Genomic DNA, 25,590 nt, shown 5'->3' with positions numbered 1-25,590 from the left:
TATAGCGGCCCTTTAGGAAATGCCGTGGGCGGCCAGCTTCTTGCGCAGGGTGGCACGATTGATGCCGAGGGCGACCGCAGCGCGGCTCTGGTTGCCTTCGTGGAAAGCAAGGACTTCGCGCAGCAGGGGACCTTCGACTTCGCGGATCACCAGGGCATGGAGACCTTCGCCGCCTTCGGTATCGCCGATGTCCGCCAGGTAACGACGGACGGTACGGCTGACGCATTCGCTGAGGGCACTCTGCATGGAGGTCTCGTTGGCGGCCTCACCGGCAGTTAGTCTCACAGCGTTCAAGGCATTCCCCTCTCGCAGGCCGGGACACGAGTCCCCGGTCGGTTCTTTCAGTATGGTCGCTTGGATTGCGACACGGCCACACCTTACAAGGGGGTCGAGCGTCGCGAAGGGAATCGAGTGTACTCGTCCCGGAGGGTGATGTGCAGGCTTGTAAAAAGAAATTTTTTCGAACGGTCAGTCGAAGCTGAAGGCGAAGGCGACTGCCCGCTGGCCCGGGTCTTGCACTTCGAACACCATCGCCGTGGTGGCTCCGCCATCCAGCCCGCGTGCGCGCACACCGGCGTCGCCCACATAGTCGGTCGGCTCGAACCGGCGCATGGCCAGGCGTTGTCCATTGGCATCCGAAAGCACGATGGTAACGACGGGGTAGGGCTGCGCAAACGACGCATCATTTCGTACGCTCGCCGTGATGAGCAGCCCGTCACGAACGGAAGGATGCTGTTCGACGTCGCGGGCCATCAGTCGCAGGCGCGTCGGTTCCGCGACCAGAGGCAAGCGACAGCCGACGACGGAACATCCGGCCTGCAAGGCAGGCCCGATGGTCGGGTCGGCGATGAGCGAGTCGCGCTTGGCCCAGGCGAGCTGCGCGCCGAGACCGAGCATCAGCGTGATGCAGACTGCCGTCCATACAGCGCCTTGCCATGAGCGGCGCCGGGCCTTGGCGAACTTGGGGGTGAACGTCAGCTGGGAGAAATCCTCGGCAGGCGCCTCGGCGTACGCCGGCTCGGTGCCTGGATCTTCCGGCGCGTCCGGTATCGGGCGGGGTCGGAACACCGCCACCTCGACGAGGGGAGGTTCCTGATCGAGTGCCCGCTCGGGCAGCCGCGTGAACGGCTCCGGCGGCAGTTGCGCGGCCAGCGTGCCGAGGGCGTTGAACACGGCCTCGCAATGCCCGCAGCGCACGCAGCCGCACGCAGGCACCAGAAGCTCGGCTTCCAGTTTGTAGACCGTAAGGCACTCGGGACACTGCGTATACATCGTTAGATCATAACGTGGGCGACCGGTAGAATCGTCGATCCGTCCACCGAATGGCCGTCCCGATGCCCTGGCTCGAACTCTCCCTGACGATCCGCGCCGCCGAGCAGCCGCGGGTCGAAACCGCCCTCGAAGACCTGGGCGCGCTGTCCATCACCCTGCAGGACGCCGACGCCGAAACGCCCGATGAAGAGGCCATCTTCGAGCCGGGCGTGGGCGAACTTCCGCTGTGGAACCAGATTGTCCTGAACGCGCTCTTCGACGCGGACGCCGACAAGCGCGGCCTCACAGCCGCCATTGCCGACGACCTGCCCTTCATCGAGCCCGCGCAGATCACCTGGCGGGTCGTCGACGACCAGGACTGGACGCGCGCCTGGATGGATCAGTTCAAGCCGATGCCGTTCGGCCGCCGCCTATGGGTCTATCCGTGGAACATCGAGCCGCCGGTCGAGGGTGACATCGTCGTCGTGCGGCTCGACCCGGGCCTGGCTTTCGGTACTGGCACCCATCCGACCACCGCCATGTGCCTGGAGTGGCTGGACAGCCAGCAGATGGCCGACAAGCTCGTGCTCGACTACGGCTGCGGCTCGGGCATTCTCGCCATCGCCGCGCTGAAGCTGGGCGCTGCCCGCGCGGTCGGCATCGACAACGATCCGCAGGCGCTGATTTCCTCGCACGACAATGCTGAGCGCAATGGCGTGCACGCCGATCTGGCCGTCTATCTGCCGGGCGAGGCGCCGAAGGAACTTGCCGACGTCCTCGTCGCCAACATCCTTGCGGGGCCGCTCGGCGAACTTGCGCCGACTTTCGCGGCTGCCGTGAAGCCGGGCGCTCCGTTTGCTCTGTCGGGCATTCTTCATGGTCAGCACGAGGAGCTCCTCGTGCGTTATGCGGAGTGGTTCGAGGATCTCGAAGTGCGCACGCTGGAAGACTGGGTGCGCATCAGCGGACGTCGCCGCGGTTAGAAGTTCTTCGCGGTCTGGGCTCGGCTTCGCTCTCGCGGTGGCGCTTGCGCCTTGAGGGAGGGGCCTCCCAGCCGACGCCTCCCCTGCCGAGGCGCGCACGAACCGGATGCGATGGCGAAGCCGAGCCCTGCAGATGATGTAATCACCGACTCTCGCGATGAGTCACGACAAAGGCCGGAGTCACACAGTTGCATCACCGTGCGGCTCCGGCCCGTTATCGAAACATCACGCCGAAGGCGGCGGCGTTTCTTTCTGCTCAGCCATGCGCTTTTCCAGGTAGTGGATGTTCTGTCCACCCTGCTGGAAACCGACGTCGGCCATGATGCGCTGCTGCAGCGGGATATTGCACTTCACGCCTTCGATCACGGTCTCGGTCAGCGCCATGCGCATGCGCGCGATGGCGGTGGCGCGGTCGGGACCGTGGACGATGATCTTGCCGATCATCGAATCGTAGTTCGGCGGAATGCGATAGCCGTCGTACAGGTGCGTGTCGACGCGCACGCCCGGGCCACCCGGGGCCTCGAAACGCTTCACCGTGCCGGGGCTCGGCATGAAGGTATCGGGATCTTCGGCATTGACGCGGCACTCGATCGCGTGACCGGTGAACACGATGTCTTCCTGGCGAATCGACAGCTTCTCGCCACCGGCGATCAGCAGCTGCTCGCGAACGAGATCGATGCCGGTCACCAGTTCAGTCACCGGATGTTCCACCTGGATACGGGTGTTCATCTCGATGAAGTAGAAGCGGCCGCCCTCGAACAGGAATTCAAAGGTGCCCGCGCCGCGATAGCCGATACGCAAGCAGGCGTCGACGCAGACCTTGCCGATCTCGGCGCGCATTTCCGGCGTGATGCCCGGAGCTGGCGCTTCCTCGACGACCTTCTGGTGACGACGCTGCATGGAGCAGTCGCGCTCGCCCAGGTGAATGGCGTTGCCCTGGCCGTCGGCAAGCACCTGGATCTCCACGTGGCGTGGATTTTCCAGGAATTTCTCCATGTAGACCTGATCGTTGCTGAAAGCCGCTTTGGCCTCCTGCTTGGTCATGACGATGGAATTGGCGAGGTGGGCTTCGGTGCGCACGACGCGCATGCCGCGGCCACCGCCACCGCCGGACGCCTTGATGATGACCGGGTAGCCGATTTCACGGGCGATGCGGATGTTTTCTTCCGTATCGTCACCCAGCGGACCACCCGAGCCCGGCACGCAAGGCACACCGGCGCCTTTCATCGCACGAATCGCCTCGACCTTGTCACCCATCAGGCGGATCACGTCAGCGGTGGGGCCGATGAAGACAAAACCGGACTGCTCGACCTGTTCGGCGAAGTTCGCGTTCTCGGAAAGGAAACCGTAGCCCGGATGGATAGCCTGGGCGTCGGTGATTTCGGCGGCGGCGATGATGCGCGGAATGTTGAGGTAGCTCTCGGCCGAGGGACCCGGGCCGATGCACACCGATTCGTCGGCAAGGCCGACGTGCTTGAGGTTGCGGTCCACGGTGGAGTGCACCGCGACCGTCTTGATGCCGAGCGCGTGGCACGCGCGCAACACCCGCAGCGCGATTTCGCCGCGGTTGGCGATGACTACCTTCTCGAGCATGACGTGGGACCTCAGGCGATGACGAACATGGGTTCGTCGAATTCGACCGGCTGGCCGTTCTCGACCAGGACAGCGACGACGGTACCCGAGACGTCTGCCTCGATCTGGTTGAACATCTTCATCGCTTCGATGATGCCCAGCGTTTCACCGGCCTTGACCTGCTTGCCCACCGTGGCGAACGCCGGAGCGCCCGGCGTGGACGACGCATAGAAAGTGCCGACCATCGGTGCCTTGGTTACGTGGCCGGCCGGAAGGCCGCTTTCGACCGGGGCGGCGGGTGCGGCCGCCACGGCGGCGACGGGAGCAACTGCCACCGGGGCGGCCTGCATCGGCGCGGCGTACATCTGCGGTGCGGTGCCCTTGGGCACGCGCGACAGGCGGACGACTTCTTCGCCTTCCTTGATTTCCAGCTCGGCGAGGTTCGATTCCTCGAGCAGGTCGATGAGTTTCTTGATCTTGCGCAGGTCCATGGGACAAACCTTATGGTGGAATGGGGGTCAGGCGGCAGGCACCGCAAGGCGGAGCAGGGCGGCTTCGAGCGCCAGACGATAACTGTCGCCGCCGAAGCCGCAGATCACGCCCGCAGCCAGGTCGGACATATACGAATGGTGGCGGAACGCCTCGCGGGCATGCGGATTGGACAGGTGGATCTCGATGAACGGGATCGACACGCCAGCGAGGGCATCGCGAATGGCGATGGAGGTATGTGTGAATGCGGCCGGGTTGATCAGGATCCAGGCCACGCCTTCGTCGCGTGCCTGATGGATCCGGGCAATCAGTTCGTGCTCGGCGTTGGACTGGAACCAGCTCAGTTCGTGGCCTGCGGCCTGGGCGCGCGCCTGCAGCGAGACATTGATGTCGGCGAGGGTTTCATGCCCGTAGACCGATGGTTCGCGCACGCCGAGCAGATTGAGGTTGGGTCCGTGCAGGACGAGGATCCTGGCCACTGTTCACCTGTGCCTTGGGTCCGGGGTTCCGGAACGCCGCGCAGTGTGCTCCTGTCCCTCCGGCTTGTCCAGTTCGGTGAAGATCGGCGTAGATCGCTGGAGATCGCGACTTTCCATGCTGTGCCGTATGGTGAGAGGAGCATCGCCGCTGAAGCGGCTCCCACAGGGTCATCCCTCGGGAAACAGCTTCTTCCAGCCCTCGACACCGAGCTCATCCAGCGTCGCCATGTTCGCCTCGAAGATTTTCGAGGCGTCCGGGAAGGCGGCCACGGCCTTGTCGATGCTGTCCTCGCGCAGCAGGTGCAGGGTCGGGTAGGGCGAGCGGTTGGTGTAGTTGGTGATGTCGCCGGGGCCGGTGCCCTCGAACTGGAATTCGGGGTGGAAGCTGGCCACCTGGATCTCGCCCTCGAGGCCCAGGTCTTCGACGGCAAGGTCGGCTACCTCCAGGAATTCGTTGAAATCCTCGAAGTCTTCCAGCACGCCCGGGTGGATCAGCAGCGTGGTGTCGACCGTTTCGGCGCTCACGTCGCGCAGATATTCCAGCTCGCGCTTGAGATCGTCGAGCAGTTCGAGCGGCTGTGTTGCCGCACTGACGACGTAGCGAATCTGGCCTTTCTTGTGCACGGCTTTGGCGAACGGGCACAGGTTGAGGCCGATCACCGCTTTCTCGAGCCAGAGGCGGCTCCGGTCGATCGCTTCGTCGGGGGATGGCAGACCATCCATGGGAACTTCCTTCATCGTGCGGGGGCAAGCCATTCGTCGAGTTCGGGACCGGTAAAGGTACCCACTTTGCGGCGCAGGATACGCCCGTCTTCGCCGATCAGGACGCTATAGGGCAATACCCGGCGCGTGTTGCCGAAAGAAAGCGAGCCACCGGGCGCATCGGCGTCCACCAGCATCACGGGGTAGCTCACCGGTCGTTCGGCGAGAAAGCCGCGAACCCCGGCCGCCGTATCTTCAGCGAGCCCGAGGACCGCGACATTCCGGTCGCGATGTCGCGAGTACGCTGCGTCCAGCAGCGGCATCTCGCGTCGGCATGGTCCGCACCAGCTGGCCCAGAAGTTGATCAGCACGCGCTTGCCATGCCAGTCGGACAGCTGGCGCGGCTTGCCCTCGACGGTGACGAAGCTCGCCTCCGGCGGCAGATCGCCGACATCGGCCACGGTGACGCCCTGTGGCGGTGGTGGATGCAGGCGCCGATGTTCGACCCACAAGCCGCCCGTCGCTCCAAGGATCGCCAGCACGACGATCCAGAAGGTCGGGCCGCGTGTCATGGCGACGCGGCAGCTTCGAGTGCCTGCTGCACCGTGTCGTAAGTGAGCACGGTGGACAGCTTGTGTCCGTCGCCGCCGCCCTTCGGGTAGACCACATAAAGCGGCACGCCCACGGAGTGGTACTGCTCGAGGAAGGCGGCGATCGTCGCATTCACGTCGGTCCAGTCGCCGCGCATGTACACGGTGCCGGTGCGCTTGAGCAGGGCCTTGAACGCATCCGTGTCGAGCACGGCGTGTTCATTAGCCTTGCAGGTGATGCACCAGTCCGCCGTCATGTCGACCAGTACCGGCGTGCCGGCGGCGCGCAGTTCGGCGAGTTTCGCGGGCGAATAAGGCACGATGCCGTCGGTGGCGACCGTGGTCGCGGTCGGCGCCGGCAGGCCGTGCACGGTCCACAGCGCCGCCACGGCGCCCACGGCCAGAACGGCGGTGAAGAGCCAGGACAAGCCGCCGCTGCGATGGCGGGTGCGCCCGTACCACCACAGCGCCATGGCAAGCAGCACGCCGCCGGCCAGCACCAGCGCCGTCGCATCCGCGCCGCGCTGCTTGGTCAGTACCCAGAGCAGCCACACCGCCGTGAGGTACATCGGGAAGGCGAGGGCTTGCTTCAGCGTCTCCATCCAGCGGCCGGGACGCGGCAGCAGGCGGGCTATCGCCGGCACGAAGCCGATCAGCAGGAAGGGCAGCGCGAGGCCGAGGCCGAGCGCGAGGAAGATCAGGAAGGCTACGGCTACAGGGGCGGCGAACGCGAACGCGATCGCCGAACCCATGAACGGCGCCGTGCATGGGCTGGCCACGACGACGGCGAGGACGCCGGTGAAGAAGTCGCCCGACGGTCCCGAGCGCGAGGCCAGGCCGCTGCCGACATTGCCCAGCGAGCCGCCGATCTCGAAGACGCCGGACATCGACAGGCCCACGGCGAGCATGACGTAGACGAGGATGCCGATAGCCAGCGGCTGCTGGAACTGCGCACCCCATTGGATGCCGTGGCCGGCGGCGCGGATGCCGACGATGATGACGCCCAGTGCGGCGAAGGCCACCAGCACGCCGGCGGTGTACCAGAGGGCGTGCCTGCGTGCGGCGCCCTGGCTCTCACCACTCTCCAGCACGGTGATCGCCTTCAGCGACAGCACGGGCAGTACGCATGGCATCAGGTTGAGCACGAGGCCACCCAGCAGGGCCAGGCCAATCGCTGCGATGAAGCCGAGCGGTGCCTCGCTCTTCGGGACCAGGCCAGGAGGCGGGGGCGTCGGCGCGACTTCCTTGACCGCGGCGGCTGCCGGCGCCGAGGCGGTCGGTGCCGCAACGTTCACCGTGCCCGCCGCGAAGTCGACGCTGATATGGCGCTTCATGACCGGGTAGCAGATGCCGTTCTCGAGGCATCCCTGGTAGGCGACGTCGAGCTCGGCGGTTTTCGCGTTCGCCGCGCCCTTCAGTGGGACGGGCACCTCCACCTGGTCGAAGTAGACGATGGTGTCGCCGAAGTGTTCGTCGTGATGCGCGACGCCGCTCGGCCAGTCCGGCTCACCGGCCGTCACACCGGAAGGCGAGGCGACCGTGATCTCGGTCTTGTCGCGGTAAAGGTAGTAGTCCTTCGGCATCGTCCAGCGCAGCAGCAGCGCGTCGTGCGACTTCACCAGGGCTTCGAAGCGGAAGGCCTGTTCGGCCGGCAGGGCTGTTGCGTCCGTGCCGGGGACCGTGGCGGGGGCACCGAGCAGCGAGGCACCGCTCGCCGCGGGTGCGCCGACTGCCGGTGCGGCAGCGGGCGCGGGACCCGTCGGAATGGTCGACGCGCCACCGATGGTGAGCTTCAGGTGCTCGGTATTCGGCGGGTAGCAGATCTTCGGCTCGATTTCGTGGCAGCCCTGATACTGCACGTCGAGGGCGAGCGTTGTGGTGCCGGCGGCGAGCAACTTGTATGGCACGCTGGCTTCGATATCGCCGTGATAGATCTCGACATCGCCAAGGTATTCGTCGTGCTTCTTCAGTCCGTCCGGTAGCGTCGGGTCGCCCAGCGACACTGCGGCAGGATCCGCCGCTTTGATCTTGATCCGGCCACGGTAGAGGTAATAGTCCGGCGCGATGCGCCAGTGCAGCTTGACCATGCCGGGTTGGCTGGCGTCTGTCGTGAGGTGGAACGCCTCGGTGACAGGCAGCAGGTCGTCATCGTTCTGTGCGAACGCGGGCAGGGCAACGAGCAACAGGCCGAATGCGGCGACCAGATTCCGCGCAAGGCGGTGAAGCGACGACATGGTGATCTCCGTGGAGCAAGAGCGGTGACGAGGCGCGTGGGGCGTCGATCATTATGACCGGGCGAACCCGGGTTAGCTTGCGTCGACGCTGACGCTAGCCTCCAGCCATGCCAGGTAGGGCTCATGCCCGGCCACGACGGGGAGGGCAACGATTTCCGGCACGTCATAAGGATGTCGCGCCAGGACGAAGCGCTCCACGGCCGCAAACGCCTCGCGGGTCGTCTTCGCCACCAGCAGATCTTCCTCGTCGGTGACGATCTCGCCTTTCCAGCGGTAGGTGGACCTCACGCCCGGCAGTCGGTTCACGCAGGCAGCCAGTCCCGCTTCGACGAGGGCTCGGGCGAGGGAGTCGGCGGGTTCGCCCGAAGGGCAGGCAATGAGGACGGCAATGGGTTCGGACATGGGCCGATTGTGGCCTGTTCAGGCCTTTTTTGAACCCGGGGCCTTGAACGGTTTCGTCCCGCCGCCATCTGTCGAGCAACCACAGCTCTTCCGAATCAGGAAAGCTTAGGGCTAAAATTCTGGCACTCACCCTGAGCAAGTGCTAACAGGGTGGACCTTTTTCCTTATCCGTCAAACACATGTTTGGAGAAGTCATGAGCAAACTGCGCCCGCTGCACGACCGCGTCATCGTCAAGCGCCTCGAAGAAGAGCGCGTTTCCGCCGGTGGCATCGTCATCCCGGACAGCGCCACCGAGAAGCCCACCCGTGGCAAGGTCCTCGCTGCCGGTACCGGTCTCCTCCTGGCCAGCGGCCAGCTCCGCCCGATGGGTGTGAAGGAAGGCGACGTGGTCCTGTTCGGCAAGTACGCCGGCCAGGAAATCAAGGTCGACGGCGAAGACCTGGTCTTCCTGAAGGAAGACGACATCGTGGCGGTCCTGGAAGGCTGAGCGCTCGCTCGCCCCGTTCCTCCCGATCTCACCTACTAAACATTTAAGGATTCAAAGACCATGGCATCGAAAGAAGTCCGCTTCGGCGAAGACGTCCGCGCCCGCATGCTGAAGGGTGTCAACACCCTCGCCAACGCGGTCAAGGTCACCCTGGGCCCGAAGGGCCGCAACGTCGTGATCGAGAAGAGCTTCGGCGTCCCGACCGTCACCAAGGACGGCGTTTCGGTCGCGAAGGAAATCGAACTCGCCGACAAGTACGAGAACATCGGCGCCCAGATCGTCAAGGAAGCCGCCTCGAAGACGGCCGACGCAGCCGGCGACGGCACGACGACCGCGACCGTCCTCGCCCAGGCGTTCGTCCAGGAAGGCCTCAAGGCGGTTGCCTCCGGCATGAACCCGATGGACCTCAAGCGCGGTATCGACCAGGCCGTCACGGCTGCGGTCGGGGAGCTGAAGAAGCTCTCCAACCCGACCGCCGACGACAAGGCGATCGCCCAGGTCGGCACGATCTCGGCCAACTCCGATGCGAACATCGGTGACATCATCGCCACGGCGATGGGCAAGGTCGGCAAGGAAGGCGTGATCACGGTTGAAGAAGGTTCGGGTCTCGAGAACGAGCTCGACGTCGTCGAAGGCATGCAGTTCGACCGCGGCTACCTGTCGCCGTACTTCATCAACAACCAGCAGTCGCAGCAGGTTGAACTGGACGACCCGTTCATCCTCATCCACGACAAGAAGATCTCCAACGTGCGTGAGCTCCTGCCGGTGCTCGAGGCCGTCGCCAAGGCCGGCAAGCCGCTGCTGATCGTTGCCGAGGAAGTCGAGGGCGAAGCCCTGGCCACCCTCGTCGTCAACACGATCCGTGGCATCGTCAAGGTCGCCGCCGTCAAGGCGCCGGGCTTCGGCGATCGTCGCAAGGCCATCCTGGAAGACATCGCTGTCCTCACCGGCGGCACGGTCATCTCCGAGGAAGTCGGCCTGGCGCTCGACAAGGCCACGATCAACGACCTCGGCCATGCCAAGCGCGTCGTGATCACCAAGGAAAACACCACCATCATCGACGGTGCCGGCGAAGCCACGCTCATCCAGTCGCGCATCGGCCAGATTAAGGCGCAGATCGAAGAGACCTCGTCGGACTACGACCGTGAGAAGCTGCAGGAGCGTGTTGCCAAGCTTGCCGGCGGCGTTGCCGTCATCAAGGTCGGCGCCGCGACGGAAGTCGAGATGAAGGAAAAGAAGGCCCGTGTCGAAGACGCCCTGCACGCTACGCGCGCAGCCGTCGAAGAAGGCGTGGTCCCGGGCGGCGGCGTCGCCCTGATCCGTGCACTGAAGGCGCTCGAAGGCCTGAAGGGCAAGACCTCGGACCAGGACGTCGGCATCGCGATCACCCGTCGCGCGCTGGAAGCTCCGTTGCGCGCCATCGTCACCAATGCCGGTGAAGAGGCTTCGGTCATCGTCAACCAGGTCAAGGCCGGTGAAGGTAACTACGGTTACAACGCCGCGACCGGCGAGTTCGGCGACATGATCGCCTTCGGCATCCTGGACCCGACCAAGGTCACCCGCCTGGCACTGCAGTACGCCGCGTCGGTTGCCGGTTCGATCATCACGACCGAAGCGGCCGTGACGGAAGTGCCGAAGAAGGACGACGGCCACGGCCACGGTGGTGGCGGTGGTGGCATGGGCGGCATGGGCGGCATGGACTTCTAAGTCCAGCCCTTCGGCTCGTACTACGAAAAGCCCCGCGAAAGCGGGGCTTTTTTTGTTGGGGGTTCGGCCCTTTGTGGGAGCCGGCTATGCCGGCGATGGGGTTGCGATGATCTGGCCATCGCCGCTGAAGCGGCTCCCACATAGAGCGACTACTTACTGGCCAGCACCAGCTTCAGCCTCGTGCTCGGCGCCGCCAGCCTGGCGGGCAACGTCGATGCCTGCGTCAGGAAGCGCATAACGGACCAGCAGCGGATCAAGCTTGTTCTTCAGGCGGAGCAGGGCGATGTTGCCCATGGAGATATCGGTCTGTTTCGTGCCCGCGTCTTCCGGTGCCGCGTTGGCGTCCGGCGAGCGGGTGAGCGAAGCGAGCGAGCTGCCGAGTACCTGGGTCAGGGCAAAGTAGGCGTCGTCATGGATGCCGGCGCGTTCCAGCACGAGGCCAGGAAGCATCCATGACGCCATGTCGCCATGTACCGTTGGAGGGCCATCGTTGTGGGCGTCGACCAGTACCCACGGGACCATCTGCGTATCGAACGACTGGCCGTCGCGGAAGCCGGCGTGGTTATAGGTGTTGGTCAGTGCGGGGAGATGATCGCCGTAGAACAGTAGGATGGTCGGGCGCTCGCGTTTCGCGAGCAGGTCAGCGAGCCGACCGAGCTCGGCGTCCGCGTGATGCATGTGGTAGACGTAATTCTGCCATTCCAGCTTGTCCTTTCCCTCGACGCCTGCCGGGACGGGAATGGCATCGCGCTCGGCGACATTCGTGTTGTCGGCGCCGTCGTACGGCCCGTGCGCTTCGATACTGATCGCAAAGACAAGGCGTGACGGGCCGGCGTCGGGCAGTTGCGCCATGATCTCGTCGGTCATGGCGCTGTCGGCCATGTAGGTTCCATCGTTCTTCGCATTCGCGGGGAAGTCGGCGCGCGAGACGAAGCGATCGAAGCCGATGGCCTTGAACGCTGCCGGGCGATTCCAGAAATTCGGATTGTGTCCGTGCAAGGCCACGGTTTCGTAGCCATGCGACCGCAGCGCGCGAACCATGCTGGGCACCACCTGGTTGTGCAGGTCGAGGTATGGATAGCGCATGTTGCCGAAGTAGCGCAGCGACAGGCCTGTAAGCACTTCGAACTCGGTGCGGATGGTACCGCCGCCGAAGGTCGGCACATGCAGGCCGCCGCCACTGCCTTCCTGCGTGAGGCGGTGCAGGTTGGGTGCGACATCCTCGTCGTAGCCATTCACCGAGGACGGATCGAAGAACGATTCGCTCTGGATGATCACGATGTCCGGTGGCTGCCTCGTATGCTGCGCGGCCTGCGCCATGTGCTGGCGCAAGGCGGCGTCGTTGTCGCCGATGAGCTGGAGCGCGGCCCCGGGATTCTCCTTGGGCTTGTTGCGCGAGGCCTGCAGGTGGAACTGCATGAGGTTGGAGACGACGCCGTTGTATCCGGCATTCTCCGACGGCGACCAGGGCATCATGCCCAGGCGCTGACCGTTGTAGATTTTCGCCCAGCCTGGCGTGCCCGCGAAGAGAGTGACAAAAAGGGTGCCGAGGGCAAAGGTGGCGATGATCCGGCGCCCGTAGGTGCGGCGCGCGAAGACGGTGGGCTCGTAACGCACGAGCAGGACCACGACGGCGATCAACGCCGCAATGGCCAGGTAGGGGGCGATGTCGCGCGGCAGGTATCCCGAAAGCAGGGCGAGGCCGCCATTGCTCAATTGCCCGACCAGTCCGAAGTCCGCCGGCAACAACGGCGTGCCCAGATTTTTCATCTTGATCGCGCTTACCGCGAATACGATGCCCTGGACAAGGAACGCGACACCGAAGGAGAGCCAGGTGCGTCGTGTAAGGGTGAGCAGGAGAGTGGCCAGCATCAGGCCGGGCATGGCGTTGGCAATCAGGTGACCCGGGCGGGCCATCCACTGGTCCGTGCCCACGCCGGGGTTACCGTCGATGAGTCCGGTGAGCAGGACGAACATCAGCGCCGTCACGAGCGGGAGCGCGATGCGCCCCGCACGGTCACGCCAGGTTTTCGATTCGCTAGCCATACAAGCCGACTTCCGCGTTCAATCCCGGTGGGGCTAAGGACTGTAACGGAATGGACATGAATCAGTTGTCAGCGGACTTTTCTACGATTCTTCGTAAGTTGACGCTTCAGGCACAATGATCACCTCATGAATGCATCCACGCCGGCTCCGCGCGAAAGCCCCGAATTACGCGCACTGATCGACCACCGTTATGCCGACGTGATGGCGGCATGCCGGGCCGCCCGCATTCCCGTTCACGACGATGCGGGCGTCGCCGAGCGCATCCGCCGGACGCTGCTGGCTTCGGACTTCGCCTTCGACGTATTCCGCCGCCAACCGGAGCTGCTGGCACCGGCCGGTCTGGAGCGTCTCCGTGCCAGCGCGGACGCAGCGACACGCGGTGGTCTGCTGGATTTGCCGGCCGACGAAGATCGCTGCATGACCATGCTGCGTCGGTTTCGTCATGCAGAGGCCGTTCGCCTGGTGTTTCGAGATGTAAACGGCCTCGACGACATCGACGAAACGCTGTCGTCGACCAGTGCGCTTTACGAGACCTTGCTCAGTGCCGCTTTGCGCTGGTCGGAGAACTCCCTGCACGCCCGCTTCGGTCGTCCGCGCGACAGCGCCGGCGTCGAGCAGCGCATGGTGGTGGTTGGTTTCGGAAAGCTCGGCGGCAATGAACTGAACTTCTCGTCGGATATCGACCTGATCCTCGCCTACGCGTCCGCCGGCGATACCGATGGCACGCGATCGCTCGACAATGGCGAGTATTTCATTCGCGAGGCGCGCCAGTTGGTGCGACTTCTTGCGGAGCCGACAGTTGACGGCATCTGCGCGCGCGTGGACCTGCGGCTGCGTCCGTTCGGCAATGCCGGCCGCCTCGCGCTGCCGTTTGCAGCCATGGAACAGTATTACCAGCGCGAAGGTCGCGACTGGGAACGTTATGCGTGGATCAAGGCGCGTCCTGTCGCCGGCGATCGCGCCGCCGGGCGCGAGCTGCAGGACATGCTGCGTCCCTTCGTCTACCGGCGCTATCTCGACTACACGGCCTTCGCGGGCCTGCGCGAGATGAAGTCGCTCATCGACGCCGAGGTGGCGCGCAAGGATCTTGCCGGTAACCTCAAGCTGGGCCCCGGCGGCATTCGCGAGATCGAATTCGTCGTCCAGCTGACCCAGATGATCCGCGGCGGTCGCGATCCCGCCTTGCGTGTGCGTGGGTTGCTGCCAGCGCTGCGCGCGTGCGAGGCGCGCGGGTACATTCCGACCGCCCGCGCCAAGCTTCTCCGTGCGGCGTACCTGTTCCTGCGCCGCGTGGAAAACCGCGTGCAGATGCTGCGCGACGCACAGACGCACGACATTCCCGATGACGAGCTTTCACGCGAAAGGCTGGCGCTGGGGCTGGACTATCCCTCGTGGGAGGCCCTGGCCGTGGAACTGGCCGCGCATCGCGCTGCCGTGTCCGCGGAATTCGCCGCCGTCCTCGTGCCGGAGGCCGGGCAGACCGCGACGGCACCCGTCGCCGATATCGAGTTGTGGACGGCTGCACGGGATGGCTCGCTCAGTGCGGCGACGCTGGAGGCTTCGGGTTTCGCCGCGGGCGCCGACGCCGCGGAGCAGTTGACGAAACTTCCGCAGGCCGCCGCCGTACGGTCCATGTCCGCCCGCTCCGGCGAGCGCCTTGAGCGGCTCATGCCACAACTCATCGGCGCCGCGCGCGCGAGCTCATCGCCCTCCGCAAGCCTGCTGCGCATGGTGCGCCTGGTGCAGGCCGTGGCGAGGCGATCCTCGTATCTGGCGCTGCTGGACGAACAACCGAAGGCGCGTCGTCGCGTCGCCAGTGTGTTCTCCGACAGCGCCTTCCTGGCAGAGCGCGTGATCGCCCAGCCCTTGTTGCTGGACGACGTGCTCGATCCGCGCATCGACCAGCTTCCACTGAAACGCGCCGATATTTCCGTGGAGATCGCGCGCACCCTGGGTACGCTGGACGAGCGCGATGCGGAGCGCGAACTCGAGCGTCTCAACGAGTTCCGCTCGAGCATTGCGTTTCGCCTCGGCCTGGCATTCAACGATGGCCGTGCCGATGCCCCGGCCACCGCCCGCCGACTCGCCGGTCTGGCCGAGGCCGTGGTCGCCGCCGTGCTCGCCCTGGCGACACGCGAGCTGGCTGCACAACACGGACGGCTGCCCGGCGACGGGGGCGGTTTTGCCGTGCTGGGCTACGGCAGCCTGGGCGGCGAGGAGCTGGGCTTCGCTTCTGACCTGGACCTTGTCTTCGTCTACGACGGCAAGCTCGCCAATGCGATGAGCGACGGTGCGCGACCGGTGGACGGGACGCGCTGGTATCAACGCCTTGCCCAGCGCGTGATGCACTGGCTGAGTGCGCAGACACACGCCGGCAAGCTGTATGACGTCGACACCCGTTTGCGGCCGGACGGCTCGAAGGGTCTGCTCGTCGCCAGCGTCGATGCCTTCGAGGCGTATCAGCGCGATCGTGCGTGGACCTGGGAGCACCAGGCACTGCTGCGTGCGCGTCCGGTGGCCGGTGACGTGCGTCTGGGTGGCGTCCTCGCCGATATCCGTCGGGAGATCCTTTCCGCCCCGCGTGACGCGACGCGGGTGATCGCCGATGTCAGTGCGATGCGCCGACGCTGGCGCGCCGAGCGCGATCGCTCCGACGCCGCGCGCCTCGACATCAAGCAGGGCGTGGGCGGCCTCATCGATATCGAGTTCCTGTTGCAGGGGCTGGTGCTGGCGAGCGCGGCGGAGCATCCGGCGTTGCTGGACACGACGGCGAGCAGTGCGCTGATCGATGCACTGCGTTCGGCGGGTCTGTTTACCCAGGCCCAGGCCGACACGCTGCATGTGGCGCATGCCGATCTTCTGCAGATGGGCCTGGCTTGTACGCTGGACCTGCGATCGCGCATCGCGCAGCGCACGCCGGCCCTCGATGCCGCCTGCGTCGGCGTGAGCCAGGTGGCGCGAGAGCTGGGTTTCGACCTCGAAGGCGCCGACGCTACGTCGTCGCAGGCTGTCTGAACCGGCCGGCCGGCGCTATGCTGTCCGGCCGTTCACGGACCTGACCTGCGATGACCCGACCCTCGTTGTTGATCGACACCGACCCCGGCGTGGACGATGCGCTCGCCATCCTCATGGCGCACGAGCACGCCGACGTGACCGCGCTCACTGTCGCCGCCGGGAACGTCGGGCTGGGTCATACGGTTCGCAATGCGCGCACGCTGGTCGAGTTGATTGGCGCGAGCACGCCGGTGTTTGGTGGCTGTCCCTCGCCTCTGGTGCGTGCACCGGATGAGGATGCAGCTTTCGTCCACGGCGCCGACGGCTTCGGCGACGTGGGTTTCGCCGAGCCGACGCATCCGGTCGAAGCCGAGCACGCGGCGCTGGCGCTCATCCGGTTGACGCGCGCGCGTCCGGGCGAGCTGACGCTGGTCGCCCTCGGTCCGCTGACCAATCTCGCCCTGGCGGTCCGGCTCGATCCCGCGCTGCCGCAGCGCGTCAAGCGCCTCGTCGTCATGGGTGGCGCGGTGACCGGGCATGGGAATACAGGCAAGATCCCGGCCGAGTTCAACATCGGGTTCGACCCGGAGGCCGCGCATGTGGTCTTCGAGGCATTCGGGATGTTCGACCTGGTCGACTGGGAAGCGACCGTGCGCCACGCTTTCCCGGACGAGGCGTACGACGGCTGGGTCGCGTCGGGCGACGTCCGGGCTTCCTTCTTTGAGAAAATTTTTGCCACGGCGCGCCGTTTCAACGCCGAGCACGAGCGGACGGGCTTTATCGCCGCCGACGCCCTGGCCATGGCCGTGGCACTGGATCCGGACATGGTCACCCGTGCCGAAACGCGCCACGTGGCCATCGAACTGGACGGCCGGCTCACCCGTGGGGCGACCGTGGTCGACTGGCACGGCCGGCTGGGCGGCAAACCGAACGCCCGTATCGTGCTCGAGGTGGATCAGGAACGGTTTGGCCGCCTGATAGCCGGGGCGCTCGGTGTGGCGTAATCCCCTGTGGGAGCCGATTCATCGGCGATCCCGCGGCAGCGGGCCGGGCTTCGGCAAGCACCCATCGCCGCTGAAGCGACTCCCACACGGCCAGGCAGTCCCACAGGTGGTTGCCCAGACGGGTCCGACTTGATGTCCGGGACCCTGCTGGTTACAATGCCGCTCTTTTCACCCCGCTAATTCTTAGAGTCACGACATGAAAGAGAACATCCATCCGAAGTACCAGTCCGTCGTTTTCCAGGACCTGTCGTCCGATTTCGCGTTCCTGACGCGTTCGACCATGTCCAGCAAGGAAACGGTCAAGTGGGAAGACGGTAACGAATACCCGGTGATCAAGCTCGATATCTCGAGCCACTCGCACCCGTTCTATACCGGCAAGCAGAAGACGCTCGACGTCGGCGGTCGCGTCGACAAGTTCCGTCAGCGCTACGGCCAGAAGTAAAACGGTTCGATCCGCGCGCCGCCTGCGGGGTGGCGTTTCGCGAGGATAGACAGACACGGGGCGAGCCCAAGGCTTGCCCCGTGTCTTTTTGCGTGTGCGATCCGGACGCCGGCCAACGGACGTTTGAATAGCCTCTGTGCGATAATGGGGAACTTCGGCCGCACGTGGCGGCCGGTACGACACCTCTCCCCCGGGGTCGTTTTTCCCAACATCGCTACGTTTCGCCAGCCCCTGGCGGAACGGGTACAGAGAGAAAGAGGAGCTCGCCGTGTCCGACGCCAAAACCGTCAAATTGGTCGATGAATCCAACAAGCCCGTGAGCGAACTGCCGGTCATCGGCGGCACGCTCGGCGCCGAGTGCGTCGACATCGGCACGCTGTACAAGGACACCGGTTACTTCACTTACGACCCGGGTTACGGCAGCACCGCCAGCACCAAGAGCGCCATCACCTATATCGATGGCGACAAGGGCGTCCTGCTGTACCGCGGCTACCCGATCGAGCAGCTCGCCGAGAAGTCCACCTTCCTCGAGACCTCGTACCTGCTGCTCAATGGCGAACTGCCGAACAAGACCGAGTTCGCGAAGTTCGAGCACGACATCACGCATCACTCGATGATGCACGAGAACCTCAAGTTCTTCCTGCGTGGTTTCAACCACGACGCGCACCCGATGGCCATGCTGGCCGGCTCGATCGCCTCGCTGTCGGCGTTCTATCACGACAAGCTCGACGTCGATAACCCGGAAGACCGCAAGCTCGCCGCCATCCGCCTCATCGCGAAGATGCCGACGATCTCCGCAGCCATCTACCGTCACTCGATCGGCTGGCCGACGCGTTATCCACGTAACAACCTCGAGTATGTCACCCGCTTCCTGCACATGATGTTCGAAGTGCCGAGCGAGCCGCTGGAACTGAATCCGGTCGTCGCCAAGGCGCTCGACCTGCTGTTCATCCTGCACGCCGACCACGAGCAGAACGCGTCGACCTCCACGGTTCGTCTGGTCGGTTCGACCGGTGCCAATCCGTATGCGTCGATCGCCGCCGGTATTACCGCGCTCTGGGGTCCGGCACACGGTGGCGCGAACGAAGCCGTGCTCAAGCAGCTCGGTGAGATCGGTACCGCCGACAAAGTGGAGACCGCCGTCAAGCGCGCGAAGGACAAGAACGATTCCTTCCGCCTGATGGGCTTCGGCCACCGCGTGTACAAGAACTTCGATCCGCGCGCCAAGATCATCCGCGAGATGTGCCACAAGGTGCTCGAGGAACTCGGTGTCAACGACCCGCTGCTCGATGTCGCCATGAAGCTGGAAGAGGCCGCACTGAAGGACGACTACTTCGTCGAGCGCAAGCTCTACCCGAACGTCGACTTCTACTCGGGCATCATCTACAAGGCACTGGGCATCCCGGCCGAGATGTTCACCGTGATGTTCGCCATCGCGCGTACCTCCGGCTGGATCTCGCACTGGATCGAACAGCACGAGACCCCGGGAGCACGTATCGGTCGTCCCCGCCAGATCTACACCGGCGCCGACGTTCGCGACTACGCTCCGAGCGACAAGCGCTAAGAGAAAACCCCGCGAAAGCGGGGTTTTTTTTGACCTGTGAGAATGCTTCGGAGGGTCCTTGTGGGAGCCGCTTCAGCGGCGATAACCCGGTTGCGGGAAACGGGCTATCGCCGATGAATCGGCTCCTACAGAGCGCGTTACAGGGCGGAAGCGTTGAACGCTTCGATGTCTTCCTCAGCCAGCAATGCCTGCACCATTGGCGCGGTCGCCCGGCGCATCGGTCGGTCGTCCACGCGATCCAATGGTGCCTGGCGTAGCGCATCCAGTGGCAGCACGGTCAGGTCGAACGGTATTCCGTCGGCGCCGAACAGCAGTACAGGATGTTCGCTCTGCTCATTGCCCGACCAACGCAGGCGCCGTGTCTGCGTCTCCAGTGGGATGCCCTGCTCCTGGAGAAACAGCACCGGTGCTTCCGGGTCGTCGCTGAAGACATGCAAGCAGACGGCCGAATGCTCGTCGGCCGTGCCTTCCAGCACGGCACCCACCAGTCGCGCGTCGAATCCGCGAAGGAAGCGCAGTGCTTCAACGGCCGCTTCGCGTCGGGCACGCAGCGCCTGGGGCTGGGAATCCGCCTTGAAGATGCGCTGGTGTTCACGCAGTGCATCCTCGATCTCGTTGTTGCGGGGCAGGGCCTGTGCGTCGGCGATGCCGAGTCGCTCGGCCGCCTTGATCTTCGCGTGATGGAAGTCGCGAATGCCGTGTTCACTCATCAGGCGCGCCGCTTCCTGGGCGACAAGGGCGCGGTGACGCTGCGTCCGGTCCTGTGCGTGGATCTTATGGTGCTCGCCTCGTGCCATGACTCACCCCCGTGTGGTGTGTATGTGTACGTCAGAAGATGTCGTAGGCGTGGTCCTGCTGTTCCTCCTGCTGCTTCTGCGCTGCCTGTTCGCGAAGACGGTCGACGTCCTCGACCTTCATGATTTCGTTCATTCCGCCCGGTGAAGGCAGGCCCGAGCCCGGGTCGATCTGTACTGTGGCGATGCCCGGAGGCATGGCCAGCGTGTGCAGCGACTTGTCCTTCAGTACGGCGCCCATGTAGTCCATCCAGATGGGCAGTGCCGCCTTGGCGCCGAATTCGCCACGGCCAAGCGAGCTGAAGTCGTCGAAGCCGACCCAGACGGCCGTGGATACATCGCCGTTGAAGCCGACGAACCAGGCATCGCGATGATCGTTGGTCGAGCCCGTCTTGCCCGCGAGGTCGTCACGGCCCAGGGCGCGTGCCGCCGACCCGGTGCCGCGCTTGATCACGTCCTGCATCAGCGAGGTCACGAGGTAGTCGTTGCGTACGTCGATGACATGGGGTGCGAGCTTCGGCAGCTTCGTCTGGTCGGCGTGCGCATCCGCGGGAAGGACGGCGTCGCCCGTACCGTTGCCGCCGGTGCTGCTGACTGCCGCCGGCCTGGCCGGAATGAGCGCGGTGGATGGCTGGGTCGGCGGCCCGGCCGGCGTCGGGTTGAGCAGGCGCTCCTGGCAATCCGCACAGGCCCGCTCCGGGTTGGCGACATAGACGGGGTTGCCGTCGCGGTCGTCGATGCGTGCAATGAAGTACGGCGTGACAAGGTAGCCGCCGTTGGCGAAGACGGCGTAGCCGCGCGCCATACTCATCGGCGAGACCGATGCGGTACCGAGGGCGAGAGACAGGTTCTGCGGCAGGGCGTCCGGCGTGAAGCCGAAGCGCGTCATGTATTCGCGGGCATAGCGCACGCCGATGGCATCGAGCAGACGGACCGAAACGAGGTTCTTCGACTGCACCAGCGCCTCGCGCAAGCGCATCGGTCCTGCAAACTTGTTGTCGTCGTTCGCCGGCGTCCACATGCCATCGGGGCGCGACGGATCGGGGAAGGCCACCGGCGCATCGTTGACGATGGAGGCTGGTGTGAAGCCCCGCTCGAAGGCGGCCGAATACAGGTAAGGCTTGAAGCTCGAACCCGGCTGGCGTGCCGCCATCACGGCACGGTTGAACTTCGAGCGAAGGAAGCTGAAACCACCTACCAGCGCACGGACGGCACCGTCTTCGGGGTCGACCGAGACCAGGGCGGCCTGTACAGCGGGAATCTGGGTCAGGTGCCAGGCGCCCTTGCCTGAATCGGGCTTCGCTTCGGTCGTGGCCTTCGCGGTGTCGGATGCCTTCGCGTCTTCGTTGATATCGTCCTTCTCGCTACGGATGAGGCGAATCACGTCCCCGCGTTTGAGGACGGCATCGACACGCGTCGGCGCCGCGCCCGCGCGGCCCTCGTTCACGTAGGGCCGGGCCCAGGCGATCGACTCCAGGCTCAGCGTCGCCGACTCCTTCGCGGACAGGTACACCGTCGCCTCCTTCGCCCCGGTTTCGGTGACGATGGCCGGCATCATGCCCGCCACGCTCGTGTAGCCGGCGAGAACGCGGTCATAGTCCTCGGGGCCAGCCTGGGCAGGGAGCTCTTCATGGCCTTCCGGTCCGCGGTAACCGTGGCGCCGGTCGTAGGCGGACAAGCGCCCGCGAAGCGCATCGTTGGCCGCCGCCTGGCTGTCGCTGGGTACGGTCGTGTGGACCACGTAGCCCTCGGTGAGCGCGTCGTTGCCCAGCTTCTCGAGGACCTGCTGACGCACCATTTCGGCAAGGTATGGCGCGTCCACCTCGATCTGCTGTTCATGCGGGAAGGCGTCGTTCGGCTCCTTGATGGCCTCGTCGTACTCCGCCTGGGTGATGAAGCGGTTGGAGAGCATCTGCCCGAGCACCCAGTCGCGACGGGCAATCATCCGCCTGGGATTGTTCAGGGGGTTGACCACCGACGGCAGCTGGAAGGTCGACGCCAGCGTCGCGCATTCGGCCACGGTCAACTGATCGAGGGTCTTGCCGTAGTAGTAGGAGGCGGCTGCGGCGAGGCCGTAGGCGCGATGGCCCAGGAACATCTTGTTGATGTAGAGCTCGAGGATCTGGTCCTTGGTGAGCTCGTTTTCCATGCGCAGGGCAATGAATACTTCCGTCAATTTCCGCGAATACAGCTTTTCGGGGCTGAGGAAGAAGTTGCGCGCCACCTGCTGGGTGATCGTCGATCCGCCGGGGCCTTTGTCGCCCCCGGAGACGATAACGTGGATGCCGGCGCGGGCGATGCCGTGCCAGTCGATGCCCGGATGGCTATAGAAATCGGCATCTTCGGCCGATAACACGGCATTCTTGAGGCGTGCGGGTACGTCGGCGATGTGCACGGGAATGCGTCGGGTCTCGCCGAACGAGGCGATCAGCCGCCCGTCCGAGCTCAGTACCCGGAGCGGAACTTGCATGTGATAGTCGCGCAGGACCGCGACCGAGGGCAGTCGCGGGGCCAGCAGCCAGTAGGCGACGCCAATGGCGCCTGCTACAAAAAGGATGCCGGCCAGGGCGAGGTACAGCGCAATGCGCAGCAGACGCTTGAGGATTCGCATGGAGGGGAAAGGGGCCGCCGCCGTATGGGTCGTGGCGGAGTATAGAGCCAAGCCGGGGAGGCGAAGGGCTGGGGGACGCTCGACCGGTTCTGAAGGGTTTTCGCTAACCCAGTGACAGGATTTGTGAATTAGTGCCGGTAAGGGTCGATTTCGCCCGTTGCCAATCCGTTAAGTTTTAGATCTAATGCCTTCGCGCCGAAGACCAATTCCGACAAAGGCGCGGGGAAGGGGGACAACGTGGGGCTCTTTACACCCAAGGCGGCGCCTTTGATAGGCGTCGACATCAGTTCGACCGCAGTAAAGCTGCTGCAGCTCAGTCAGGCAGGTGGGCGCTATCGCGTCGAACACTATGCCGTCGAGCCGCTGCCGCCCAATGCCGTCGTCGAAAAGAACATCGTTGAGGTCGAAGCGGTGGGTGAGGCTATTCGGCGGGCACTGGCCCGATCCGGATCCAAGCTCAAACACGGCGCTGCTGCCGTGGCCGGCTCCGCCGTGATCACCCGCATCATTCCCATGTCGGCCGACCTCTCGGAGGATGACCTCGAAGGTCAGATCCAGGTCGAGGCGAACCAGTACATTCCCTACCCGATCGAGGAAGTTAGCCTCGATTTCGAGGTCGTCGGGCCGGTTCGCGACAACCCCGAGATGAACAACATCCTCCTCGCCGCCTCGCGGACCGAGAACGTCGACATGCGCATCGCCGCGCTGGACCTTGGCGGACTCACCGCCCGGGTGGTCGATGTCGAGGCCTTCGCCATGGAGAACGCGTTCGCCATGGTGGCGGACCAGCTGGCGGTCTCCCGGGACGCCCTGGTGGCGGTCGTCGATATCGGCGCCACCATGACCACCCTGGCCGTGCTGAAAAACCAGCGGACGATCTACTCCCGCGAGCAGGTCTTCGGCGGCAAGCAGCTCACCGACGAGATCATGCGTCGCTATGGCCTTTCCTACGAGGAAGCCGGTCGGGCCAAGCGCAAGGGCGGCCTGCCCGAGTCCTACGAGATGGAGGCGCTGGAGCCGTTCAAGGAGTCGCTGGTCCAGCAGGTAAGCCGCCTGCTCCAGTTCTTCTTCGCCGGTAGCGAGTACAGCCGCGTCGACCAGGTTGTCCTGGCTGGTGGTTGTGCCTCGATCGAAGGCATCACGGAGCTGCTCGAGCAGCAGCTCAGCGTGCCCTGCGTCGTCGCCAACCCGCTGGCCCGCATGGCGCTTTCCAGCCGTGTCCAGGCCCAGACCCTGGCCCAGGACGCGCCCGCGCTGATGATTGCCGTCGGCCTCGCCATGAGGAGCTTCGACTGATGGCACATATCAACCTGCTTCCCTGGCGCGCCGAGCGGCGCAAGCTGCGCGAACGCGAGTTCTACATCCAGCTCGGCATGGCTTTTGGCGCCGCTCTCGTGGTGCTGATCGCCTGGTCTTTCTGGATGGACGCGCGTATCGACAACCAGACCGAACGCAATACGTACCTGCAGGGCGAGATCAAGCAGCTCGACGACCGCATCGCCAAGATCAAGGATCTCGAAAAGGTTCGCGCGGGCTTGCTCCAGCGCAAGCAGATCATCGAGCAGTTGCAGGCGAACCGTTCGCAGATGGTCCATCTGTTCGACGAACTGGTGAAGACCATCCCCTCGAGCGCACGCCTGGCGGGAATGAAGCAGTCGGGCGATTCCATGTCGCTCGACGGCGTGTCGCAGTCCAACTCCAGCGTGGCCGAGTACATGCGCAACATCGAAGCGTCGCCCTGGATGGGCCATGCCGACCTGCGCAAGACCGAAAACACGCATGACGCCTCGCGCATGCCCTATGTGTTCGGCCTCGACGTCCGCCTGAACGATCCGGGCGATACGCCGGACGGCGCGCCCGCTGGGTCCTCCAGTACGGCTGCTCCGGCCTCGGCGCCCGCCGCGGCTGCCGTTCCGGCCCCGCTGGCCGATACGGCGAAAGCCGTGGTCGGCAAGCCCGCTACCGGTACGACGACCGCCGCTGCGGCTCCGGCTGCCACTCCGGCCGCTGCACCGCGCCCGGCTTCCGCCACCACGGCAGGAGCCAAGCCATGAAGTTCTTTGACGATCTGCGCAACCTCGATCGCCATAACGTCGGCGGCTGGCCGAAGGCGATCAAGCTGTTCTTCACCGTCCTGCTGTTCGCGGTGGTCGTGCTGGCTGGCTGGTACTTCGAAATCAGCTCGCAACAGGACGACCTCGCTTCGGCGGAGACCAAAGAGGACTCGCTCAAGGTCGAGTTCTCCCAGAAACAGGCCAAGTCCGCCAACCTGGAAGCCCTCGAGCAACAGCTAACCGAAATGCAGGACATGCTGCGCACGCTGCTGCGTCAGCTGCCCAGCAGGACGGAAATGCCCGAGCTGCTCATCGATATCTCGCAGACGGCGCTCGCTGCGGGTATCGAGACCGAGCTGTTCCAGCCGGGTCCGGAAACGCCGAAGGACTTTTACGCGGAGAAACCGATCACGCTGCGCATGGTCGGTACCTATCACCAGTTCGGTACGTTCATCAGCGGCGTGGCGTCGTTGCCGCGCGTTGTCATCCTGACGCTGCACGATGTGTCGCTGAAGCCCAAGGTCGCCGACAAGAACGGCACCGGCTCCGGCCAGCTCGTGCTCCAGGGCACGGTGAAGACCTATCGCTACCTGGAAGACGACGAGACCGCGACCCCGGCCAAGCCGGCCAAGGGGGCCAAGTGATGAACGCCACATACACCAAGCTGCGGCCCGTCGCTTCCGTCCTGTTCGTCGCGTTGGCACTGGTCGGTTGCACGAAGGGTACGTCGGACCTGCGTGAGTGGGTCGACGCCGAGAAGCACAAGAAGGGAGAGCCGATTCCGGTCCTCCCGGTCATTCGCACGTTCGAGACGTTTGCCTACCAGGACCAGGGTGCTCGCGATCCCTTCAGCCCCAGCACGGCTGAAATGGACACGAATGTATCGTCAGGTCCGCGGCCGGATGAAAACCGTCCCAAGGAGCCGCTCGAGATGTTCTCGCTCGACACCCTGAAGATGGTTGGCACGGTTGGTGCTGGTTCCAGTCTCGAAGCACTCGTAAAAGATCCGGGTGGGGTGATCCATCGCATCCACCGCAATGAATACATGGGGCAGGCCTACGGTCGCGTTACGGCCGTCGGGGAGGATCGGATCGATCTGGTCGAACTGGTGCCAAATGGCCAGGGCGGGTGGATGGAGCGTCCGGCAAGCATCGCGGTCGGCGAAAAATAAGAACTCGGGGATG

Annotated in this window: 23 protein-coding genes; 11 read left to right on the top strand and 12 right to left on the bottom strand. The window is 64.9% G+C overall.

Annotated elements, in window-relative coordinates:
- Window positions 1-12: 12 nt before the first annotated feature.
- Both C8J98_RS01465 and C8J98_RS01460 read right to left on the bottom strand, forming a co-directional pair.
- Window positions 13-246, bottom strand: coding sequence for a helix-turn-helix domain-containing protein (locus tag C8J98_RS01465; protein WP_052767339.1), 234 nt, complete (start codon window positions 244-246; stop codon window positions 13-15).
- Window positions 247-468: 222 nt separating this feature from the next.
- On the bottom strand, window positions 469-1,272 hold the full coding sequence (locus C8J98_RS01460; protein WP_107910222.1) for a zinc-ribbon and DUF3426 domain-containing protein: 804 nt from the start codon (window positions 1,270-1,272) through the stop codon (window positions 469-471).
- Between the two features lie 62 nt (window positions 1,273-1,334).
- On the opposite strand from C8J98_RS01460, the gene prmA reads away from it, so the two are divergent.
- A complete protein-coding gene (gene prmA / locus C8J98_RS01455) occupies window positions 1,335-2,234 on the top strand; it encodes a 50S ribosomal protein L11 methyltransferase (protein WP_107910220.1) in 900 nt (299 codons plus the stop codon).
- 225 nt (window positions 2,235-2,459) lie between these two features.
- Here prmA and accC read toward each other — a convergent pair whose 3' ends face one another.
- From accC to cutA, 7 genes are all read right to left on the bottom strand, one after another.
- Complete coding sequence (accC, locus tag C8J98_RS01450; protein ID WP_107910218.1) at window positions 2,460-3,827, bottom strand: acetyl-CoA carboxylase biotin carboxylase subunit; 1,368 nt, start codon at window positions 3,825-3,827, stop codon at window positions 2,460-2,462.
- 11 nt (window positions 3,828-3,838) lie between these two features.
- Window positions 3,839-4,297 carry an acetyl-CoA carboxylase biotin carboxyl carrier protein gene (accB, locus tag C8J98_RS01445; protein ID WP_107910216.1) on the bottom strand — a complete coding sequence of 153 codons (459 nt, stop codon included), beginning with the start codon at window positions 4,295-4,297 and terminating at the stop codon, window positions 3,839-3,841.
- Window positions 4,298-4,324: 27 nt separating this feature from the next.
- A complete protein-coding gene (gene aroQ, locus C8J98_RS01440; protein WP_063573856.1) occupies window positions 4,325-4,774 on the bottom strand; it encodes a type II 3-dehydroquinate dehydratase in 450 nt (149 codons plus the stop codon).
- 168 nt (window positions 4,775-4,942) lie between these two features.
- Window positions 4,943-5,497: a DUF1415 domain-containing protein gene (locus C8J98_RS01435; RefSeq protein ID WP_107910213.1), complete on the bottom strand. Its 555-nt coding sequence runs from the start codon at window positions 5,495-5,497 to the stop codon at window positions 4,943-4,945.
- A gap of 11 nt (window positions 5,498-5,508) precedes the next feature.
- Entirely contained in the window at window positions 5,509-6,048 is a 540-nt protein-coding gene (locus C8J98_RS01430; protein ID WP_107910211.1) for a TlpA disulfide reductase family protein, read from the bottom strand.
- Window positions 6,045-8,300, bottom strand: coding sequence for a protein-disulfide reductase DsbD (locus tag C8J98_RS01425; protein WP_107910209.1), 2,256 nt, complete (start codon window positions 8,298-8,300; stop codon window positions 6,045-6,047). The genes C8J98_RS01430 and C8J98_RS01425 overlap by 4 nt, the downstream gene beginning before the upstream one ends.
- Before the next feature lie 72 nt (window positions 8,301-8,372).
- A complete protein-coding gene (cutA, locus tag C8J98_RS01420) occupies window positions 8,373-8,702 on the bottom strand; it encodes a divalent-cation tolerance protein CutA (RefSeq protein WP_107910207.1) in 330 nt (109 codons plus the stop codon).
- A 194-nt stretch (window positions 8,703-8,896) separates the two neighbouring features.
- Here cutA and C8J98_RS01415 point away from each other — a divergent pair, with 194 nt between their 5' ends.
- Both C8J98_RS01415 and groL read left to right on the top strand, forming a co-directional pair.
- Window positions 8,897-9,190: a co-chaperone GroES gene (locus C8J98_RS01415; protein ID WP_046968171.1), complete on the top strand. Its 294-nt coding sequence runs from the start codon at window positions 8,897-8,899 to the stop codon at window positions 9,188-9,190.
- A 60-nt stretch (window positions 9,191-9,250) separates the two neighbouring features.
- A complete protein-coding gene (gene groL, locus C8J98_RS01410) occupies window positions 9,251-10,897 on the top strand; it encodes a chaperonin GroEL (protein ID WP_107910205.1) in 1,647 nt (548 codons plus the stop codon).
- Window positions 10,898-11,050: 153 nt separating this feature from the next.
- On the opposite strand, the gene C8J98_RS01405 is transcribed toward groL, so the two are convergent.
- On the bottom strand, window positions 11,051-12,943 hold the full coding sequence (locus C8J98_RS01405) for an LTA synthase family protein (protein WP_107910203.1): 1,893 nt from the start codon (window positions 12,941-12,943) through the stop codon (window positions 11,051-11,053).
- Window positions 12,944-13,069: 126 nt separating this feature from the next.
- Here C8J98_RS01405 and glnE point away from each other — a divergent pair, with 126 nt between their 5' ends.
- The 4 genes from glnE (at window position 13,070) to C8J98_RS01385 (ending at window position 18,947) form a co-directional block, all read left to right on the top strand.
- The gene (gene glnE / locus C8J98_RS01400; protein WP_107910201.1) at window positions 13,070-15,958 is read left to right on the top strand and encodes a bifunctional [glutamate--ammonia ligase]-adenylyl-L-tyrosine phosphorylase/[glutamate--ammonia-ligase] adenylyltransferase; all 2,889 of its coding nucleotides are present in this window, start codon (window positions 13,070-13,072) and stop codon (window positions 15,956-15,958) included.
- A gap of 50 nt (window positions 15,959-16,008) precedes the next feature.
- Window positions 16,009-16,941 carry a nucleoside hydrolase gene (locus C8J98_RS01395; RefSeq protein ID WP_107910199.1) on the top strand — a complete coding sequence of 311 codons (933 nt, stop codon included), beginning with the start codon at window positions 16,009-16,011 and terminating at the stop codon, window positions 16,939-16,941.
- A gap of 196 nt (window positions 16,942-17,137) precedes the next feature.
- Window positions 17,138-17,383, top strand: a complete 246-nt coding sequence (locus C8J98_RS01390) for a type B 50S ribosomal protein L31 (RefSeq protein WP_046966218.1) — start codon at window positions 17,138-17,140, stop codon at window positions 17,381-17,383.
- Window positions 17,384-17,651: 268 nt separating this feature from the next.
- Window positions 17,652-18,947 carry a citrate synthase gene (locus C8J98_RS01385; RefSeq protein WP_107910197.1) on the top strand — a complete coding sequence of 432 codons (1,296 nt, stop codon included), beginning with the start codon at window positions 17,652-17,654 and terminating at the stop codon, window positions 18,945-18,947.
- A gap of 137 nt (window positions 18,948-19,084) precedes the next feature.
- On the opposite strand, the gene C8J98_RS01380 is transcribed toward C8J98_RS01385, so the two are convergent.
- Window positions 19,085-19,744, bottom strand: a complete 660-nt coding sequence (locus C8J98_RS01380; protein ID WP_107910195.1) for a hypothetical protein — start codon at window positions 19,742-19,744, stop codon at window positions 19,085-19,087.
- A gap of 31 nt (window positions 19,745-19,775) precedes the next feature.
- The gene (locus C8J98_RS01375; protein ID WP_107910193.1) at window positions 19,776-22,352 is read right to left on the bottom strand and encodes a penicillin-binding protein 1A; all 2,577 of its coding nucleotides are present in this window, start codon (window positions 22,350-22,352) and stop codon (window positions 19,776-19,778) included.
- Window positions 22,353-22,589: 237 nt separating this feature from the next.
- Between C8J98_RS01375 and C8J98_RS01370 the strand changes: the two genes are divergently transcribed.
- From C8J98_RS01370 to C8J98_RS01355, 4 genes are read left to right on the top strand one after another with little or no spacing between them, the layout of a single operon-like run.
- Entirely contained in the window at window positions 22,590-23,648 is a 1,059-nt protein-coding gene (locus tag C8J98_RS01370) for a pilus assembly protein PilM (protein ID WP_107910191.1), read from the top strand.
- Window positions 23,648-24,406, top strand: coding sequence for a PilN domain-containing protein (locus C8J98_RS01365; protein WP_107910189.1), 759 nt, complete (start codon window positions 23,648-23,650; stop codon window positions 24,404-24,406). The genes C8J98_RS01370 and C8J98_RS01365 overlap by 1 nt, the downstream gene beginning before the upstream one ends.
- The gene (gene pilO / locus C8J98_RS01360) at window positions 24,403-25,050 is read left to right on the top strand and encodes a type 4a pilus biogenesis protein PilO (RefSeq protein ID WP_107910187.1); all 648 of its coding nucleotides are present in this window, start codon (window positions 24,403-24,405) and stop codon (window positions 25,048-25,050) included. The genes C8J98_RS01365 and pilO overlap by 4 nt, the downstream gene beginning before the upstream one ends.
- Window positions 25,050-25,577 carry a pilus assembly protein PilP gene (locus tag C8J98_RS01355; protein WP_107910185.1) on the top strand — a complete coding sequence of 176 codons (528 nt, stop codon included), beginning with the start codon at window positions 25,050-25,052 and terminating at the stop codon, window positions 25,575-25,577. Before pilO ends, C8J98_RS01355 begins: the two co-directional genes overlap by 1 nt.
- The last annotated feature ends 13 nt before the right edge of the window (window positions 25,578-25,590 follow it).

It is taken from the genome of Luteibacter sp. OK325 (genome assembly GCF_003050935.1).
Taxonomy (GTDB): domain Bacteria; phylum Pseudomonadota; class Gammaproteobacteria; order Xanthomonadales; family Rhodanobacteraceae; genus Luteibacter.
This window is presented reverse-complemented; position numbering and strand designations above follow the sequence as displayed.

Coding starts and splice junctions, on each gene's coding strand:
- C8J98_RS01465 (WP_052767339.1), bottom strand. CDS start 246: ATGCAGAGTGCCCTCAGCGAATGCGTCAGCCGTACCGTCCGTCGTTAC.
- C8J98_RS01460 (WP_107910222.1), bottom strand. CDS start 1,272: ATGTATACGCAGTGTCCCGAGTGCCTTACGGTCTACAAACTGGAAGCC.
- prmA (WP_107910220.1), top strand. CDS start 1,335: ATGCCCTGGCTCGAACTCTCCCTGACGATCCGCGCCGCCGAGCAGCCG.
- accC (WP_107910218.1), bottom strand. CDS start 3,827: ATGCTCGAGAAGGTAGTCATCGCCAACCGCGGCGAAATCGCGCTGCGG.
- accB (WP_107910216.1), bottom strand. CDS start 4,297: ATGGACCTGCGCAAGATCAAGAAACTCATCGACCTGCTCGAGGAATCG.
- C8J98_RS01435 (WP_107910213.1), bottom strand. CDS start 5,497: ATGGATGGTCTGCCATCCCCCGACGAAGCGATCGACCGGAGCCGCCTC.
- C8J98_RS01430 (WP_107910211.1), bottom strand. CDS start 6,048: ATGACACGCGGCCCGACCTTCTGGATCGTCGTGCTGGCGATCCTTGGA.
- C8J98_RS01425 (WP_107910209.1), bottom strand. CDS start 8,300: ATGTCGTCGCTTCACCGCCTTGCGCGGAATCTGGTCGCCGCATTCGGC.
- cutA (WP_107910207.1), bottom strand. CDS start 8,702: ATGTCCGAACCCATTGCCGTCCTCATTGCCTGCCCTTCGGGCGAACCC.
- C8J98_RS01415 (WP_046968171.1), top strand. CDS start 8,897: ATGAGCAAACTGCGCCCGCTGCACGACCGCGTCATCGTCAAGCGCCTC.
- groL (WP_107910205.1), top strand. CDS start 9,251: ATGGCATCGAAAGAAGTCCGCTTCGGCGAAGACGTCCGCGCCCGCATG.
- C8J98_RS01405 (WP_107910203.1), bottom strand. CDS start 12,943: ATGGCTAGCGAATCGAAAACCTGGCGTGACCGTGCGGGGCGCATCGCG.
- glnE (WP_107910201.1), top strand. CDS start 13,070: ATGAATGCATCCACGCCGGCTCCGCGCGAAAGCCCCGAATTACGCGCA.
- C8J98_RS01395 (WP_107910199.1), top strand. CDS start 16,009: ATGACCCGACCCTCGTTGTTGATCGACACCGACCCCGGCGTGGACGAT.
- C8J98_RS01390 (WP_046966218.1), top strand. CDS start 17,138: ATGAAAGAGAACATCCATCCGAAGTACCAGTCCGTCGTTTTCCAGGAC.
- C8J98_RS01380 (WP_107910195.1), bottom strand. CDS start 19,744: ATGGCACGAGGCGAGCACCATAAGATCCACGCACAGGACCGGACGCAG.
- C8J98_RS01375 (WP_107910193.1), bottom strand. CDS start 22,352: ATGCGAATCCTCAAGCGTCTGCTGCGCATTGCGCTGTACCTCGCCCTG.
- C8J98_RS01365 (WP_107910189.1), top strand. CDS start 23,648: ATGGCACATATCAACCTGCTTCCCTGGCGCGCCGAGCGGCGCAAGCTG.
- pilO (WP_107910187.1), top strand. CDS start 24,403: ATGAAGTTCTTTGACGATCTGCGCAACCTCGATCGCCATAACGTCGGC.
- C8J98_RS01355 (WP_107910185.1), top strand. CDS start 25,050: ATGAACGCCACATACACCAAGCTGCGGCCCGTCGCTTCCGTCCTGTTC.